This window comes from Trichocoleus sp. DQ-A3 (assembly GCF_039961975.1).
Lineage (GTDB): Bacteria > Cyanobacteriota > Cyanobacteriia > Cyanobacteriales > FACHB-T130 > FACHB-T130.
In genome coordinates this window covers 141,424-156,831 of the sequence record NZ_JAMPKC010000010.1, presented here as the reverse complement: position 1 = coordinate 156,831, position 15,408 = coordinate 141,424, and the positions used below count along the sequence as shown (strand labels likewise).

Sequence of the window (15,408 nt, the reverse complement as noted above, 5' to 3'; positions counted from 1 at the left end):
CGTAGCGTTATTCTACCTGGCGGCACTGGTAAGATCCTGTTAATCTCTGGTCAGTAACTGATACCGTGAATATAACCGTATTCAAGCAACGCAGCCAACACCCTGGTTTCAGAATGCTTAGCGGATTGCTTGGGTTACTCGCTATCTATGGATGTAATTCAACCAATACACCTTCAGATTCTTCCTCTCCCAGCGCTGCTAATGCCAATTCAGGGACAGATCGATGGGTAGGACAATGGCAAGTCAACAACCCATCATCCAATCAGACGGTGAAATTTGTATTGACGGCAGAAGGTAAATTATTCCTCCTCCCGCCGGAAACATCTTCTGAGTCTCCGGTTGCTTATGAAATCCCGGTTCAAAAGCTTTCTGACTCACCCACTTTACCTCCCAATACTAAAATAGTTGATATTCAGGAAGCCTTTAACAATCAAGCAACCAAGGCAAAACAATCTGAAGGGAAAATGTACATTGGGGCGATGAATCGTTCCCAACAAGCTTATTACTTGGAAAATAATAAATTTAGTACAACAATCGAGCAGCTAGGGATTGGGATTAAGCCAGAGACAGAGAGTTATATTTACAAAATTGTGCCTCAAGGTAATGGCACTCAGAGGGTGATGCACACTGCCAGAGCCAAGCGCCCTGAACTTAATAGCTACACGGGTGCTGTATTTGTTGTCACAAATAATGGTGAAAATATTACAAGAACAGTAATTTGCGAAACAGATAAACCCTCATCCACGCCACCTGCAATGCCAACGCCTCCTAAGGATATATCTGGGGAAATCCAGTGTCCGGCTGGTTCCCATTCGGTAGGACGCTGAAGAGTTTATGAAAACGAATCCAACATTGGCTAAATCTATTCATAGCTAGGTCGATTTCTCCCTGAATCCTTATTTATGGGTTCTCCTTTTTAAGAAGGTATTTGAAATTTCCCCAAAATTCTGTAAGAGACCTTGAAAGAATGTTTATAAAATCGTATTCTTCAAGAAAAGATGTTGTCACTTGGATTCTTATTCCATCTCCAGCAAAAGAGAAACCCGCATCGAAATTTATAGTAAACTTTAAATAGTTGCCAGATTGGCTAATTATGAAAATTGCCGGTTGACTCATAGAATTGAGTTCCGCTATCTCCCTTATGCCAGATACAATGCCTTGTACATCCGTTATAAATTTATCAAAATCTTCAAATTTAAACCAGATGCGATCGCTGTAATTATATTGAAGTTTAATTGTTGAAGAAATTTTACAGTCAATTTTTGCTGCAAATGAGGGTAAGTAATTAAGCTCTGTTTCTATAGGATATATTTTGATGTAAAAATTATTAGATTCAATTAATAATTCATTGTCTATTTCTAGCTCCATGACTTTCAATCCCTCAACATCTGATTCTAGCCCTAATTATATCCCCAGCCTAATTTCTCCAACGGTTCCTCCCAATCTTTTGAGCGATCGCTCTCCTTTAAAATTAGGTGTGATGGCGTCGGGAAATGGCAGTAATTTCGAGGCAGTTGCAGAAGCGATCGCGCAACAGCAACTTAATGCCGAAATAAAAGTTCTGATCTACAATAATCCCGGTGCAAAAGCCGCTACCCGCGCCGAAGGCTGGGGTGTACCCACTGTTTTGCTGAATCACCGAGACTTTAACAGCCGCGAAGCGTTAGATCAAACAATTGTGGACACCTTGCGGCAGTATGAAGTGGAATGGGTAATTATGGCAGGTTGGATGCGCGTCGTTACACAGGTGTTAGTGGATGCTTTCCCGGATCGAATGATTAACATTCACCCCAGTTTGTTACCGAGTTTTAAGGGAATTCGAGCGGTTGAACAAGCCTTGAATGCAGGTGTAAAAATAACTGGTTGTACGGTTCACCTAGTAAATGTAGAAGTTGATAGCGGCAAAATTCTGCTACAAGCGGCTGTCCCGATTCTTCCTGACGATACGTTAGAAACGCTACACGCCCGAATTCAAGTTCAGGAACACAAGATATTGCCGCAAGCGATCGCTTTGGCAGCCGCGCGATCGCATTAACAAGATAAAAGGTATCGAAGTTTTATTTGATTTCTGAAAAAACGAACCGCAGAGGACGCAGAGAGCGCAGAGAAGAAGAAGAGAGAATTTTACAACTAATCGCAGTTTCCCTTGTCTTTCTCAACAATCGATATCCTAATTCTTAAAATTTATGCCTTTTTAGTATCCAGCTTCCAAAGGCAGCTGGATATTAAATTTGTCGTAATGTGAGCCACAATTGGCACTAGCAAATTACCCGTCTCCAAGGCGCTATAACCGAGTAGCAATCCTACAGTGGTTGCCCACGCTGCATAAGGCCATTGTTGAGGGCCACTCAGATGTAGGATGCCAAAGCAAAAACTCGATCCTACTAGCCCAACCCAGTTTAATCCCACTGCTGGCAGCATTACACCCCGAAATAGCAATTCTTCACTTAAACCGGGCAAGAGTCCTAACCAGATCAAATCAGGCCAAAATAAGGGTTTTAGGACTAATTCTAGATAGTAGTCGGCGCTGCGCTGATAACCAGGCCATAGGCGATAGATAACGCTACTGGCACCCGTAATTCCTAGCCCAATTCCGACGCCCAAAAGTAATGCTTCTAGGGTCGGGCGCACGGGCATAACGGAAAACGCGCCGAAATGCAGGGACAGCTTGGCGATGACGAGCAATACAACCGCTGTCACCCCCATCGCAATTAAAATTTGGGTGCGCGTTAGGGATTCGATTTCCGGATCGGTAGGAAGCTGTTTTGCCACTTCGGAAAGATGAAGGATGAAGGGTAAAAGTAGAGGATTGTCCGCCTTACTGAATTCTGACTAGCGAAGATAGGGTTGGACTAATGGCACCTGGACTAATGCCAGCTCGATGGGCCACCAAGACACCGAGTGCTTCTAAATATGAGTTTACCCGCAATGCTTTAATTCCCACTTGTTCTGGAGGAACTTGCATCTGAGTTTTATTTTCTTCAACGGCAATAATCTGCGATCGCGTTTGGCTTAAACTCAGGATTGCACTGCCGCCACAAGCAGTTGCGGGTACGACGACGGCATCGACTCGATCTGCCCACACATCTCCAGGTAAGGTCGTACCACTGTGGGTTTTTCCAATAAACTGGGGGGCGCGACTCAGACCAACTAGAACGCAGGGTAAAAAAGTATAACCCAATTCCTCGGCAGCTGAGCGGGGAGACAGGTGCGGATCGAGGGGCAGGGGTAACAAAGCTGGGGCGTGGGCACAGGGGATTTGAAAGGTTCGCACGATCAGGTGACTAATTACAGCTTCAGCACCGGCGAGGGGGTCAACTCCCTGCCCGTGTCGGTAACTTTCCAGCGCCTCGGTTTCGATGTCATCGGGGAAACGGGCAACGACTGCGATCGCTTCTGCCCTCGCCTTAGTAATCAGTACCTCTGCTGCCCGTAATAAACTATCAGGATTTCCAATCGTCCCCCAACTAGCTCCCGATGCCGCTGTCCGCAGTTCCACCCCTAGCGGGGCGTCTGTCACCACATAATCTGTGAGATTCAATCCCAGCGTGGCTCTCGTGGCATCCGCTGCCTGGAGATGCCGCAACCGCAGTTCGGGTTCAATTCCTTGGTCGAGGATTAAACCGACCCGGTTCTGATGCACGGGTCGCAGTCCCCAGCACCCAGCCGCAAATTTGTCAAGTCCGTAGCCTTCCACATAGAAAGCGTTGGGCAAATTCCAGTACAACTGGGCACCGTTGAGGACATTGGGGTGGGTAATCAGGATGTCGGAGATTTGCGCGATCGCTCTTGCCACTGGCAGCGCATCCCCCGCATATCCCCCAACTGCTGCCCCAACCCCAGTCGGGACAATTAAGACAACCGTGTAAGGACGCCGATTCACTGAGCTGAGTCGGATGCGACTGTGATGATTGCCTCAACGTGGGCTTTCTGCTGTTCGACATCTACAGAAGCGATCGCCCAGCGCAAGGGTTCTCCCCGTTTTTCCAATTCTGCCTCAATAGCAGAGTGTAACTGCACTGGCGATTCCTGAAGGTCAATTTCTGCGGTAATAAAGTGTGTCGTCATCTTAGTGGTTCTAGTACGGAATATTGAAATACCAGTTTGCCCTGTGCTGAATTAAGGCTAAATGACCGCAGGCTTTGTTTGAAAAGCCGCGAAATTACTTGTCGAGTCTGAGTAGCCCTACTTCTGGAACTGCCCGAATTGTAGCTCGTACAGTTCGTCTTCTTTCCCACTCTCAATTTTCAAATCGGATCGGGGATAAGCGACGCAGAGCAGTACATAGCCTTGTGCCTGAAGCTCTGGACTGACGCCCATGCCATCCCCCTGTTCTACCTTGCCTTCTAGAACCTTAGCCGCACAGGTAGTACAAACTCCCGCATTGCAAGAGCTGGGTAAGTCTAACCCAGCAGCAGAGGCAACCTGAAGGATCGTTTTATCCTCTGGCACTTCAAGGGTCTGAGTATTCCCTTGATCGTAAATTTCAACTTTATGTGTCTTGGACATGAGCAGCAATGGCTAGAGGGAATGCTTCCCTACGGAAACTAAACTTTCTCTATTGTTCCATGAATCAATTAGCTACTCACCCCGGTCAAACGACAATGCTGGAAATGAGAAACCCCAGCTTTGGAGGAGCTGGGGTTGAAGAAATTTTCACGTTGTCTTTGTCTTAAAACGAGTAGAAAGTAAAGGCTCCAACAATCACTGTGAAGACAACAGCACTCAAGATGTTGTTGAAGAGTCGCCCTACTTCAGGATTATCTCCCAGCGCCGCATCGTTACGACCAGCGGTAAAGAACAACGACCAAGCTTGATTAGCAGTGATGGGCGCAAAGTTGTTGAAATCAGTGTTAAAGACAGTCGGCGCAAACTGATAGCGGGCATCAAAGTCAAAGTCAGTCTTCATAACCGAACTCCTAAGTATTGGAAATAAGTGTCTGAAACTTCTCTTTCTTCAGGTTTAGCTGACACTCAATGCAGTCAGAACCAGCAGGGTGACAAACAAAGTAGCGATCGCGCCTTGAAAAGCGTAGCGACGCTGCTGCTCTGGTGAAGGGGACTCGGCAAAGTACACCGCAGGCTCAGCTGCATAGTTGTTGAGGATGCCTCTTTCGTCGGTGGTGTATTTCATGGTTGTTTGTCCTGGTTGGTTGTATTGCTCTGTAAATCTTGAATAACTTAGCTGACACCCAATGCAGTCAGAACTAGCAGGGTGACAAACAAAGTAGCGATCGCGCCTTGAAAAGCGTAGCGACGCTGTTGCTCTGGTGAGGGGGATTCGGCAAAGTACACCGCAGGCTCGGCTGCATAGTTGTTGAGGATGCCTCTTTCGTCGGTGGTGTATCTCATGGTTGTCTTTCCTTTGTTTCTCTATATTAACTATTGTAACAGTATGTAAATAAATTGCAATAATCTAGAAACTTTTTGTTATACGCTTTGCTTTGGGCAGTGATAGGTGCTGCTTAAGTGGGTCTATCCGTTCGATGATGCGAGTGCATACAACAAAAAAGCGTCTGAGATTACTCAGACGCTCTGTGTAAATTAAATTGAAAAGCTAAATCTAGCCTTGTAACGCTTCGGCACCGCCGACAACTTCCAGAATTTCCTGGGTGATTGCCGCCTGACGCGCTTTGTTGTACTTCAGAGTAAGAGAACCAATCAGCTCCTTAGCGTTGTCGCTGGCGTTGTTCATCGCCGTCATCCGTGCTGCTAGTTCGCTCGCTGCCGATTCTTGCAAAGCCCGCAGTAACTGGTTATTCAGATACAGCGGCAGGAGGGCATCGAGAATCTGTACTGGATCTTGCTCGAAGATCATGTCCCGTGGGAACTCTCGAACTTGGGTAGAGACTTTCTCCCGCGTTACCTCAAAACCACCACCGCGAGTTGTGAGGCGGAAGATTTCATCATCTCTTGCTTCTAGTCCTTGGGTTGTTAGCGGCAGCAAGGTTTGCACCACTGGGCGAGAGCTGATCAAGGAGACAAACTTGGTGTAGACCAATTCAATCCGGTCTACATTCTCTGACAAGAACAAGGAAAGCAGTTCGTCAGCGATTCTGGATGCTTCTGCTGCTGTAGGAATTTGCTCTAAGCCAGTATAAGTAGCGTCAATCGGCTGGTCGCGACGCTGGAAGTATTGGATAGCTTTGCGCCCTACCAGCACAAATTTATAGTCCCGACCTTCGGCTTGTAGTTCCTTGGCGCGGTTTTCAGCGCGACGGATGACGTTGGTGTTGTAGGCACCGCAGAGACCGCGATCGCCTGTAATCACCAAAATTCCTACAGACCGAACCTCCCGGTTTCTCAACAGAGGCAGATTTGCTTCTTCAAACCGCAGACGGTTTTGCAGACCGTAGAGAACCTGAGCGAGGCGGTCGGCAAAGGGGCGAGTGGCAGTCACCTGTTGTTGGGCGCGGCGCACTTTGGCGGCGGCAACTAGGCGCATTGCCTCGGTGATTTTTTTGGTGTTTTTGACCGACTGAATGCGATCGCGAATAAATTTTAGATTTGCCATAGTTTTGTCCGATGTCAGTTGTCCTTTGCGAGTGGCTAATTACGAATAGCTAATTGCGAAGCGCTACTGATTACAATTAGCTATTCGCGTTTAGCTATTCGCTTTGGACAAGTTACGCCATCGCCATGAAGGTCTTCTTAGCTTCACCGATCGCTTCCTTGAGAATGCCTTCCGCATCTTCCGTCAGCTGCTTCTCTTTGCGGAGGATTTCCATGTACTTCGGCTTGCTGTTTTTCAGGTACTCCCGCAGCGATCGCGCAAAAGGAGCCACCTTTTCTACAGGAATATCATCCAAATAGCCATTCAAACCTGCATACACAACTGCCACTTGCTCAGCCACTGATAGCGGCGAGTATTGCGGCTGCTTCAGAAGTTCCCGCAAGCGCTGACCCCGCGCCAACTGGTCTTGGGTTGCCTTATCCAAATCCGAGGCAAACTGAGCAAAAGCTTGCAGGTCGTCAAACTGGGCTAACTCCAGCTTTAGCTTACCAGCCACTTTTTTCATCGCCTTGGTTTGAGCCGCTGAACCCACCCGTGACACGGAAATACCAGGGTTCACTGCGGGACGCAAGCCAGAGTTGAATAGGTCGGAGGTCAAGAAAATCTGACCATCGGTAATCGAAATCACGTTGGTGGGAATGTAAGCGGAAACGTCCCCAGCTTGGGTTTCGATAATTGGCAGCGCGGTCATGCTGCCTTCACCCAGTTCTGTACTCAGCTTTGCCGCACGCTCCAGCAAACGGGAGTGGAGATAGAACACATCCCCAGGATAAGCTTCCCGTCCGGGCGGACGACGCAGCAGCAGGGACATCTGGCGATAAGCTTGGGCTTGCTTGGAGAGGTCATCATAGATGATCAGCGTCGCCTTGCCCTTGTACATGAAGTATTCTGCCAAGCTAGCGCCCGTGTAGGGAGCCAGATATTGCAGGGTTGCTGGGTCGTTAGCGTTTGCTGCTACCACAATGGTGTAGTCCATTGCGCCTCGTTCTTGAAGCACGTTCACCACTTGGGCGACGGTAGAAGCTTTTTGACCGATAGCGACGTAGACGCAAATCACGTCTTCTTCTTTCTGGTTGAGGATGGTGTCAACCGCGATCGAAGTTTTTCCGGTTTGTCTGTCACCAATGATTAGCTCCCGCTGACCCCGACCAATCGGAATCATCGCGTCAATAGCGGTAATGCCGGTTTGCATCGGTTCGTAAACCGAGCGCCGAGCAATAATTCCCGGTGCGCCTGATTCAATGAGGCGGGTTTCTGTGGTGTTAAGGTCTCCCTTTCCATCAATCGGACGAGCGAGAGCATCCACAACACGACCAATCAAGGCTTCGCCCACTGGCACCTGAGCAATCTTGCCGGTGGCGCTCACAGAGCTACCTTCCTGGATGTTGCGACCATCACTCATTAGCACCACGCCCACGTTGTCTTCTTCTAAGTTCAGGGCGATGCCAACGCTACCGTCTTCAAATTCCACCAATTCCCCGGACATGACCTTGTCTAGGCCATAAATCCGGGCAATCCCGTCACCTACTTGCAATACGGTACCCACGTTAGAAACACTAACGTCTCGGTCGTATTGTTCAATTTGCTGCCGAATAATGCTGCTAATTTCGTCAGGTCTGATGCTGATCATGGTTACTTGTTAAAGGAGGAAAGGGTTTGTGTTAAAGGTTGAAGGTTTTAAGAAGAATCCCTTCTCGAAGGGTAGCTTAAAGGTTGAAGCTCTCTATTTTGGCGGTGGTAGGTTGAACATTAGAAGTTAAGATTTGCAAATTTCACTTGCTTAACTTGCAAACATCTGAAAAGTTTCCACCGACAAACTGCTTACCTTTCCAACTCTCAACTTTCAACTTTAGGCGGCACTGTTCAGGCGTATGCCAATACGGCGCAGTTGTCCTCGCAAACTGGCATCCAATACCTGAGACCCCACTTTGATGATGACACCACCGATTAAATCTGGATCGAGTTTGGTATCGAGTTCTACTTGCTGGGCACCGCTAATCGCTTTTACTTTTTCACCGATGGCTTGCTGCTGAGACTCCGACAGTTCTACCGCTGAGATAACTTCTGCTAGAACAGTCTGATTCAGCTTCCGCAGAAGTGCCTGGAACTGTTTGCAAATTCCCTCTAGAAAGAGGATACGTCGCCTCTCTACCAGCAACATCAAAAAGTTGAGGATGTAGGGGTGAAGTCCATCGCCAGCAATTTGCTGCAATACCGCTTTTTTATTTTCAGCGCTTACAACTGGATTGCCCAGAAAATGCTGTAGATCCTCAGAACTTTCTAGGACTCCCAACAAAGATCGTACATCTTCGCCAAACCGCTCTGTCTGGTTCTGCGACTGAGCCAAGGACATTAATGCCTCTGCATACGGCTCTACGATTTCACCGCTAACCATACTACCTTTCATCAGCGACCTCCTACACTAGCGATGCTGCTGTCAATTAATTGTTGTTGAGCAGCATCATCCAATTGGCTTTTGAGTTGCGATTCAACGCGCTGCAACGCCATTGCAGAAACTTGCGCTCTGAGTTCAGCGATCGCTCGCTCCCTTTCAGTGTTCAAATCGGCAACAGCTGTTCTGTGCAAGCGCTCGACATCCATTGCTGCTTTCGCCAAAATGGCTTCTCTCGCTGCCTTCGCACTTTCTTCAGCATCTTTGCGGATTCGTTCTGCCTCCGCTTGAGCCTGAGTTAATTTCTGCTGGGCATCAGAGAGTGCAGCTGCTGCCTCTTTCTGGCGTTGCTCTGCTTCTCTAATCGCCGTTTCAATCCTTGCACGACGCTCGCTTAGGATATTTCCTAATAAGTTACGTCCAAAGTAAAACAGTACACCAATAAGAATTGCCAGGTTAATTAGATTGGCTTCAAAAATGTCCGGATTTAAACCGAAACCATGATGCCCCTCTGCCTCTGCTAATTCAGCGCCAGCTGAGTGAGCCACCTCGGCTAATAAGAAAAAAGTCCCCATGATACCCATCCCATTGAAGTATGAAGTTGGTCATTCGTCATCAGTCATTGGCTTTGGTCTAATGACTAATGACTAATGACTAATGACAGCTTTTCCTTCAAGCTCTCTATCTATTGACCAGCTGCTGTCCCAATATTTTTTCCAGAATTTGGCGACTCAGTTCGTCCACCTGGGTTTCTAGAGATTGCAAAGCTTCTTGCTTTTGCTGCCCAATCTCTATAGACGCCTGTTCTCGTTTTGCAACAGCTTCTTGCTGTGCCTCAGCTACTTGTTGAGCGCCTATTTTCTGGGCATCGGCTTGAGCATTTGCAATCAGCGCTTGAGACTGCCTGCGGGTATCCGCTAGCTGTTGCTCATATTGCTTTGCTAACTGCTCAGCTTTTGCCAAGCGTTCCCGCGCACCCATCTCATTCGATCTGATGTAATCGTCGCGCTCGTCTAGCACTTTAGTCAGTGGCTTATAGAAAACCACATTTAATACCGCTGCCAATAGCAGAAACTGCACTGCCATCAAGGGCAAGGTAGCGTCGAAATCAAACATTTCTTCCCTCTTTATGCTTGAACAGCAGTTTTAATGGCAAGCAAAATTATCTCACTTGTCATATTCTCTATACCCTCTAGGCAAGGGGTTCAACTTACATCAACAGGACTGGACACTAAAAACTTCGTTTGAGTAGAGACGTGGTTAACCACGTCTCTACTCAAACAAAAAATGTTAAGCGAAGGGGTTAGCAAACAACAGAACTAGGGCAATCACCAGACCATAAATGGTAAGGGATTCCATGAAAGCCAGGGTTAACAGCAAGGTGCCGCGAATTTTCCCTTCTGCTTCTGGCTGACGAGCAATACCTTCGACTGCTTGACCAGCAGCATTTCCTTGACCGATACCAGGGCCAATTGCAGCTAAACCAATTGCGAGAGCAGCAGCCAGAACTGAAGCAGCAGAAACCAATGGATCCATGATTATTTCCTTACCTTGAAGTACAGAACAAACAACAGAGAGTTTCGAGTAGAGACACGGCAATGCCGCTCCCTTACAAGTGTTGAGTTTTGAGCCAAGATTTTTAATCTTAAATCTCAAATCTCAAATTCTATCAACTGAGGGCATCCCGAATGCGATATGGAAAAGGAGGGATGATTTTATTCATCTTATATCCTTCTTCCTTACCTCTAAAAAAGGTCAATGCTCCTCATGCCCTTCATCACCATGCCCCTCCATCGCTTCATGAATGTATGCAGCTGCTAAGGTGGCAAACACTAAAGCTTGAATGGCACTGGTAAATAGCCCCAACGCCATAACTGGCAGAGGAATAAACAGGGGAACCAGTAGCACTAATACTGCTACTACCAGTTCATCCGCCAGAATGTTGCCAAATAAACGGAAGCTGAGGGAAAGGGGCTTTGTGAAATCTTCTAAAATGGCAATGGGTAATAGGATTGGTGTCGGCTCAATATACTTTTTAAAGTACCCTAAACCCCGCTTGCTAAAACCCGCGTAAAAATACGCTAAAGAAGTTAGCAATGCCAGTGCCACTGTGGTATTGATGTCATTAGTGGGAGCTGCTAGTTCTCCTTCTGGAAGGTGAATTAGCTTCCAAGGAACTAATGCACCAGACCAGTTTGAGACAAAGATAAACAGAAACAGCGTGCCAATAAATGGCACCCACGGACGGTATTCTTTCTCGCCAAGCTGGTTTCTAGCCAGATCTCGAATGAATTCTAGAGCATATTCCATGAAGTTTTGGATACCTTTAGGAATTCTCTGAATATTCCGAGTTGCAGCTAACGAGGCAAGCAGAAGAATACCAATAACAACCCAGGAAGTTAGAAAAACTTGCCCGTGAATCTTAAGATTTCCCACTTGCCAATAAAGGTGATGACCAACTTCTAGTTTGGCGAGAGGGAATGAATTAAAGGCGGAAAGAATACTTAGCATTTCCATTCAATGAGGGTTCTCCAGGGATTAAAGAGTGGAGAATTCTAACACTGTCCAACCTATCGAGCGTCCGGGGGAAACAAAGTCCGAAGCATATAGACGATGAGGGAGGCTTTATAAGTCAGAAATCCCAAAAAAACGGGCAGAATCTGTAGCTTATTCACTTGGGTTGCGATTATAATCAACCCAATAAACAGAGCAAACCGAGTCTTACTCAGACGCTGTTTCTCTGCGCCAAGTCGCTCAACGTCTTTAGCCAACATCCTCAAGTAAACCACACATGTGCACGCCCCTATCAAGTAATTCAGGGCAATGTTGAGAGAGTAAAAAATCCAGACGGAGATAAAAATAATCCCGCTCAAAGCAAGTGTAGTCAGCAACAACTCTTGTTGAAGTTGGTAGTACTCTTGCATGGAGCCATCTGGTTCTGATACAGGCGAACCAGTTTGTGGTAACTCCTCGGTGGTCGGCGTGGTTGTTTGAGATTCGTTTGACAAGTTCACAACTGATGTGTTTCAGCTTGTGCTATTTGGTCTGACTACTACAGGTCAGAACCAAACATTTTGAATATACCATGCAGAGGTAACATTACTTAAAAAAGAATTAAGTCGATGTCAGCAAATTAAAAGGTTCTCTCTGGTAGCGATCGCATTCATGCTCATGAGTTCTCATCCAAGAAGCATTTTTCGCATTCATGCTCATGGGTTCTTATTTAAAAAGCATTTTAGGCATCAGCGTGGGTATCGCCCCGCCCCTTGTTGTAGCAGCTTGCGGCGATTTTCCCTAGCTTTTTACTCAGCTTCCCCAATCAACGTGTATGCAGCCCAAGCGCTGGGTTGGTCAGGATATTGTTTCATCGTCGTCAGCATCGCGCTTCGCAAAGCTTGTGCTTTATCGGAGTTTTGTTGCAGATTTTGATAAAATTCGGTCATCAACAAGGCAGAAGGATTATCGGGTATCGACCACAAAGTGACGATGACACTGGGGACACCCGCAGTAATTAAAGAGCGAGACAATCCAATCACGCCATCGCCAGTCAGCTTACCTCGCCCAGTGTCGCAAGCACTCAAGACAACTAACTCGGCATTGAGCTTGAGATTGAGGATTTCGCTGGCGGTGAGCAACCCGTCATCTTGACCAGAAGGAGCCAGCGCGATCGCTCCCGGTACTCCGCTACGCTGAAAATCATCCAGCAACCCGTGAGTCGCAAGATGAATCATTTTTGCTTTAGACATTTGCTGGACAACCGCAGATTCATTGGCAGAGTTGCCAATGAGAGCTTTGGTATTAAGTAGAGTAGCGATCGCTAAAGCTTCCCGTTCCGCACCAGGGAGCGTTGACAATTTTTGAGGCGATTCTCCCCGCTTAAGAGAAACACTGGGCATATTGGGATTGCCAACCACTAGCACATTCGGGTTTTGTCGAGAGGCTAAACTTCGAGTCTCTACACGTTGTTTTTGCTGACGGGTTAAATCCAGTACCTGAATCGAGGGTGCAGTCAGGATGGTGTGATGTTCAATTAAGTATTTGCCAGAACGGTCTTGCAGAGCGGCAAAGGGAACCAAAAATAAAGATGTTTGAGGAATAAAAACAACACGGGCATTTGCCTCTTTTGGCAACAGATCGGTAATTGGTTGAATCAGTAGCTGATGAAGTTGTTGTAATTGTTTAGCTTGACTTGTTTCATCTACTTTGCTAACAACACTCAACCCGCGACCTCTGACACCAATTGATTCTCGACTATTGACAACAAGCTTTGCCAAGTCTGTATTCTGTTGCTGCCACAGAGGTTTAAGGTTAGAGGAGCGAAAACTCACTTCACCTGTGGGCTTAACGACCCAAATATAGAGTTCTGATTCTTCGATTTTTTCTCGATTTTTTTCTTCTAAACTATCGACGATAATTGAATACTCAACCAGTGTGGCGTTTTGTTCTTTGGCGATTTGTTGAATTTTCTGAATGTTAGGGGGAGTAATGGTTGTTAGAGCATTGGGTGAAGCGACGCGCGTCATCAATAACTCCACAAATGCCCGCGCCCGACCCCGTTCGGCAATTTCCAACGCTTCATTTATTTTATTTTGGGCGATGAGGACTTGTTGCAGCAGACGGTAAGTTTTGGCTTGCTGTTCAAAAACTGACACCTTGTAAGTATCGTTATTCCCTAATTTTTGCCGAAGCGATTCCCAAATTTGAATTCCTGCGCTTAGGGTTTTTTCAGCTTCTGTAAGCTTGCCCGCTCGGCGAAGCGCCACTCCCAAATTGTTTAGCGCCGTTCCTTCGCCTTCAATGTCGCCAATTTGCCGCGCGATCGCGATCCGCTGCTGCTGATAATCAATTGCCTTGGCATAGTCGCCCAAGGAAGTGTAAGCATTGCCTAAATTTCCCAGTGCTGTTGCTTCCCCTAAGCGATCGCCAATTTCCCGCGCGATCGCGATTCGCTGTTGCAGATACTCAATTGCTTTGGGATAATCCCTCAAATCCATGTAAGCAACGCCTAGATTCCCCAGAACTTGCCCCTCTGCGTGACGCTCACCTAACTCTCGCGCCAGCGGTAAACGCTGTTGATAGTAATTAATAGCTCGTGAATAGTTGCCTAGAGAATCGTAAGCGATGCCCAAATTATTCAGAGATGCACCTTCCCCAGAGCGATCGCCAAGTTCTCGCGCGATCGCTAAACTCTGTTGATGGAAATCAATCGCTTTGACATAATTTCCCAGGGAATAGAAGACAATCCCTATATTTCCCAGAGCGCCTTGTTCTCCGGAGCGATCGCGAATTTCTCGCGCGATCGTTAAACGTTGCTCAAAGTAATCAATTGCTTTGGCATAATCGCCCAAATGATGATGAACAATGCCCAAATTATTTAGAACGTATGACTCTCCTTTGCGATTGCCGAGGGAACGATCCACCGCTAAACTTTGTTGATAGAACTCAATCGCTCGTGTATATTCACCCAACGATCGATAAGCTTCTCCCAAATTGTTAAGAACCGCCCCCTCTCCCTTGCGATCGGCGATTTCTCGGTAAATCTTCAATGCTTCTTGTCCAGACTGTAAGGCAGCTCTAAATTGACCCTTCTTTTGCTGCTCAACCCCTTGCTCTAGCAACCGATCGGCTTCGGTTTCTCGCTCGGCTAGGGTTTGAGCCAACGCCTGAGAATTTTGGATGGCGCTAGAAGATTTTGGATTTTGGATGAATTGCCAATCTACAGTTGGAAATCCCAAATCGACACTCAGAATAGTAGCCAGGAAGGTGATGAAGGCGCAAAGTCCGATTTGAGAGCGCATAGCGATTTTTCGAGAAGTGTGCAGCGACATCTACTGTCTTAGCCCACACGGAAAAGGCGCGTCTATAGCACTTCTCTTGGACTCCTAAAAAACGAACCGCACAGAACACTCTAGAAACAGAAGTGTCAAGGAGCGATCGCCTCGCCATCGGTTTGTGACGCCAGAAGAATTATCAAATGGGTACAGTAGCGCTCTGGGTGTAGTAGCGATCGCTTCGTTTGCTAGTTTTATCTGGCTGAGTTTTAATCTCAGGTGATACGTCGGCAGCTAGAGGTTACAAAAAGCAAACTTGCTTAACTTGAATACTAGGAGACGACACGTAGTTAAGGAAGTATTGGTCAAATGAAATTTAAAACCCAGTGGCTGATTGGCATCCTGGGATTAACTGCCCTCATCAGTTCCCCAGCCGTAGCTCAAAACACACCGTTACAAGACTTTTTCAATGGTCTCCCCCCATATACGGGGGACGACGTTATTGAACCCCGCAACCCGACTGGAAATCGGGAAACCTCTAACGATGATAGCGAGGTTCGGGAATCAACTCAGAATGCGACACCGGCAACCAATCGCAAGTTAACAGAACCAGAAAACAACAATCCTAATCAGTCGGAAAGCCAGTTACAAAGAGATGCAAGACCCACGAACCAGCCCTACCAACCAGGTTCACTAAGGTAGTCATGCAAGTTCTAATAACGCCCTCATCT

The 15,408-nt window shown here is 47.0% G+C and carries 20 protein-coding genes; 3 read left to right on the top strand and 17 right to left on the bottom strand.

Annotated features, from left to right (window positions below):
• Positions 1–65: 65 nt before the first annotated feature.
• Positions 66–827: a type IV pilin-like G/H family protein gene (locus NDI44_RS16735; RefSeq protein WP_339380922.1), complete on the top strand. Its 762-nt coding sequence runs from the start codon at positions 66–68 to the stop codon at positions 825–827.
• A 73-nt stretch (positions 828–900) separates the two neighbouring features.
• Here the strand turns inward: NDI44_RS16735 and NDI44_RS16730 are convergent, their stop codons facing one another.
• Positions 901–1,368: a hypothetical protein gene (locus tag NDI44_RS16730; protein WP_190411216.1), complete on the bottom strand. Its 468-nt coding sequence runs from the start codon at positions 1,366–1,368 to the stop codon at positions 901–903.
• On the opposite strand from NDI44_RS16730, the gene purN reads away from it, so the two are divergent.
• Complete coding sequence (gene purN, locus NDI44_RS16725; protein WP_190411215.1) at positions 1,367–2,035, top strand: phosphoribosylglycinamide formyltransferase; 669 nt, start codon at positions 1,367–1,369, stop codon at positions 2,033–2,035. The genes NDI44_RS16730 and purN overlap by 2 nt on opposite strands.
• A 149-nt stretch (positions 2,036–2,184) precedes the next feature.
• On the opposite strand, the gene NDI44_RS16720 is transcribed toward purN, so the two are convergent.
• The 16 genes from NDI44_RS16720 to NDI44_RS16645 form a co-directional block, all read right to left on the bottom strand.
• Positions 2,185–2,772, bottom strand: coding sequence for a CPBP family glutamic-type intramembrane protease (locus tag NDI44_RS16720; protein WP_190411214.1), 588 nt, complete (start codon positions 2,770–2,772; stop codon positions 2,185–2,187).
• Positions 2,773–2,818: 46 nt separating this feature from the next.
• A complete protein-coding gene (locus NDI44_RS16715; protein WP_190411213.1) occupies positions 2,819–3,883 on the bottom strand; it encodes a DUF3326 domain-containing protein in 1,065 nt (354 codons plus the stop codon).
• Positions 3,880–4,068 (bottom strand): hypothetical protein, encoded by a 189-nt coding sequence (locus NDI44_RS16710; RefSeq protein WP_190411212.1) that lies wholly within the window; start codon positions 4,066–4,068, stop codon positions 3,880–3,882. The genes NDI44_RS16715 and NDI44_RS16710 overlap by 4 nt, the downstream gene beginning before the upstream one ends.
• Before the next feature lie 117 nt (positions 4,069–4,185).
• The gene (locus tag NDI44_RS16705) at positions 4,186–4,509 is read right to left on the bottom strand and encodes a 2Fe-2S iron-sulfur cluster-binding protein (protein ID WP_190411211.1); all 324 of its coding nucleotides are present in this window, start codon (positions 4,507–4,509) and stop codon (positions 4,186–4,188) included.
• 163 nt (positions 4,510–4,672) lie between these two features.
• Entirely contained in the window at positions 4,673–4,909 is a 237-nt protein-coding gene (locus tag NDI44_RS16700) for a hypothetical protein (protein ID WP_190411210.1), read from the bottom strand.
• Between the two features lie 54 nt (positions 4,910–4,963).
• Complete coding sequence (locus tag NDI44_RS16695; protein ID WP_190411209.1) at positions 4,964–5,134, bottom strand: ssl1498 family light-harvesting-like protein; 171 nt, start codon at positions 5,132–5,134, stop codon at positions 4,964–4,966.
• Positions 5,135–5,181: 47 nt separating this feature from the next.
• Entirely contained in the window at positions 5,182–5,352 is a 171-nt protein-coding gene (locus tag NDI44_RS16690) for a ssl1498 family light-harvesting-like protein (RefSeq protein WP_190411208.1), read from the bottom strand.
• Positions 5,353–5,563: 211 nt separating this feature from the next.
• Positions 5,564–6,514 (bottom strand): F0F1 ATP synthase subunit gamma, encoded by a 951-nt coding sequence (locus NDI44_RS16685; RefSeq protein ID WP_190411207.1) that lies wholly within the window; start codon positions 6,512–6,514, stop codon positions 5,564–5,566.
• A 112-nt stretch (positions 6,515–6,626) separates the two neighbouring features.
• Positions 6,627–8,144 carry a F0F1 ATP synthase subunit alpha gene (gene atpA / locus NDI44_RS16680; protein WP_190411206.1) on the bottom strand — a complete coding sequence of 506 codons (1,518 nt, stop codon included), beginning with the start codon at positions 8,142–8,144 and terminating at the stop codon, positions 6,627–6,629.
• 219 nt (positions 8,145–8,363) lie between these two features.
• A complete protein-coding gene (atpH, locus tag NDI44_RS16675; protein ID WP_190411205.1) occupies positions 8,364–8,921 on the bottom strand; it encodes an ATP synthase F1 subunit delta in 558 nt (185 codons plus the stop codon).
• The gene (locus NDI44_RS16670; protein WP_190411204.1) at positions 8,921–9,490 is read right to left on the bottom strand and encodes a F0F1 ATP synthase subunit B; all 570 of its coding nucleotides are present in this window, start codon (positions 9,488–9,490) and stop codon (positions 8,921–8,923) included. Before NDI44_RS16670 ends, atpH begins: the two co-directional genes overlap by 1 nt.
• A gap of 97 nt (positions 9,491–9,587) precedes the next feature.
• Entirely contained in the window at positions 9,588–10,022 is a 435-nt protein-coding gene (locus NDI44_RS16665) for a F0F1 ATP synthase subunit B' (protein ID WP_190411203.1), read from the bottom strand.
• A gap of 174 nt (positions 10,023–10,196) precedes the next feature.
• Positions 10,197–10,442 carry an ATP synthase F0 subunit C gene (gene atpE, locus NDI44_RS16660; protein ID WP_015112744.1) on the bottom strand — a complete coding sequence of 82 codons (246 nt, stop codon included), beginning with the start codon at positions 10,440–10,442 and terminating at the stop codon, positions 10,197–10,199.
• Between the two features lie 219 nt (positions 10,443–10,661).
• Positions 10,662–11,423: a F0F1 ATP synthase subunit A gene (gene atpB / locus NDI44_RS16655; protein ID WP_190411202.1), complete on the bottom strand. Its 762-nt coding sequence runs from the start codon at positions 11,421–11,423 to the stop codon at positions 10,662–10,664.
• Between the two features lie 53 nt (positions 11,424–11,476).
• Positions 11,477–11,920, bottom strand: a complete 444-nt coding sequence (locus NDI44_RS16650; RefSeq protein WP_190411201.1) for an ATP synthase subunit I — start codon at positions 11,918–11,920, stop codon at positions 11,477–11,479.
• Between the two features lie 288 nt (positions 11,921–12,208).
• Positions 12,209–14,704: a CHAT domain-containing tetratricopeptide repeat protein gene (locus NDI44_RS16645; RefSeq protein WP_190411200.1), complete on the bottom strand. Its 2,496-nt coding sequence runs from the start codon at positions 14,702–14,704 to the stop codon at positions 12,209–12,211.
• A gap of 342 nt (positions 14,705–15,046) precedes the next feature.
• On the opposite strand from NDI44_RS16645, the gene NDI44_RS16640 reads away from it, so the two are divergent.
• Complete coding sequence (locus NDI44_RS16640; protein ID WP_190411199.1) at positions 15,047–15,379, top strand: hypothetical protein; 333 nt, start codon at positions 15,047–15,049, stop codon at positions 15,377–15,379.
• The last annotated feature ends 29 nt before the right edge of the window (positions 15,380–15,408 follow it).

What these genes read in the sequence shown, in the direction of transcription:
- purN (WP_190411215.1), top strand. Translation starts at nt 1,367, where the DNA reads ATGACTTTCAATCCCTCAACATCTGATTCTAGCCCTAATTATATCCCC.
- NDI44_RS16730 (WP_190411216.1), bottom strand. Translation starts at nt 1,368, where the DNA reads ATGGAGCTAGAAATAGACAATGAATTATTAATTGAATCTAATAATTTT.
- NDI44_RS16710 (WP_190411212.1), bottom strand. Translation starts at nt 4,068, where the DNA reads ATGACGACACACTTTATTACCGCAGAAATTGACCTTCAGGAATCGCCA.
- NDI44_RS16705 (WP_190411211.1), bottom strand. Translation starts at nt 4,509, where the DNA reads ATGTCCAAGACACATAAAGTTGAAATTTACGATCAAGGGAATACTCAG.
- NDI44_RS16700 (WP_190411210.1), bottom strand. Translation starts at nt 4,909, where the DNA reads ATGAAGACTGACTTTGACTTTGATGCCCGCTATCAGTTTGCGCCGACT.
- NDI44_RS16695 (WP_190411209.1), bottom strand. Translation starts at nt 5,134, where the DNA reads ATGAAATACACCACCGACGAAAGAGGCATCCTCAACAACTATGCAGCT.
- NDI44_RS16690 (WP_190411208.1), bottom strand. Translation starts at nt 5,352, where the DNA reads ATGAGATACACCACCGACGAAAGAGGCATCCTCAACAACTATGCAGCC.
- NDI44_RS16685 (WP_190411207.1), bottom strand. Translation starts at nt 6,514, where the DNA reads ATGGCAAATCTAAAATTTATTCGCGATCGCATTCAGTCGGTCAAAAAC.
- atpA (WP_190411206.1), bottom strand. Translation starts at nt 8,144, where the DNA reads ATGATCAGCATCAGACCTGACGAAATTAGCAGCATTATTCGGCAGCAA.
- atpH (WP_190411205.1), bottom strand. Translation starts at nt 8,921, where the DNA reads ATGAAAGGTAGTATGGTTAGCGGTGAAATCGTAGAGCCGTATGCAGAG.
- NDI44_RS16670 (WP_190411204.1), bottom strand. Translation starts at nt 9,490, where the DNA reads ATGGGTATCATGGGGACTTTTTTCTTATTAGCCGAGGTGGCTCACTCA.
- NDI44_RS16665 (WP_190411203.1), bottom strand. Translation starts at nt 10,022, where the DNA reads ATGTTTGATTTCGACGCTACCTTGCCCTTGATGGCAGTGCAGTTTCTG.
- atpE (WP_015112744.1), bottom strand. Translation starts at nt 10,442, where the DNA reads ATGGATCCATTGGTTTCTGCTGCTTCAGTTCTGGCTGCTGCTCTCGCA.
- atpB (WP_190411202.1), bottom strand. Translation starts at nt 11,423, where the DNA reads ATGGAAATGCTAAGTATTCTTTCCGCCTTTAATTCATTCCCTCTCGCC.
- NDI44_RS16645 (WP_190411200.1), bottom strand. Translation starts at nt 14,704, where the DNA reads ATGCGCTCTCAAATCGGACTTTGCGCCTTCATCACCTTCCTGGCTACT.
- NDI44_RS16640 (WP_190411199.1), top strand. Translation starts at nt 15,047, where the DNA reads ATGAAATTTAAAACCCAGTGGCTGATTGGCATCCTGGGATTAACTGCC.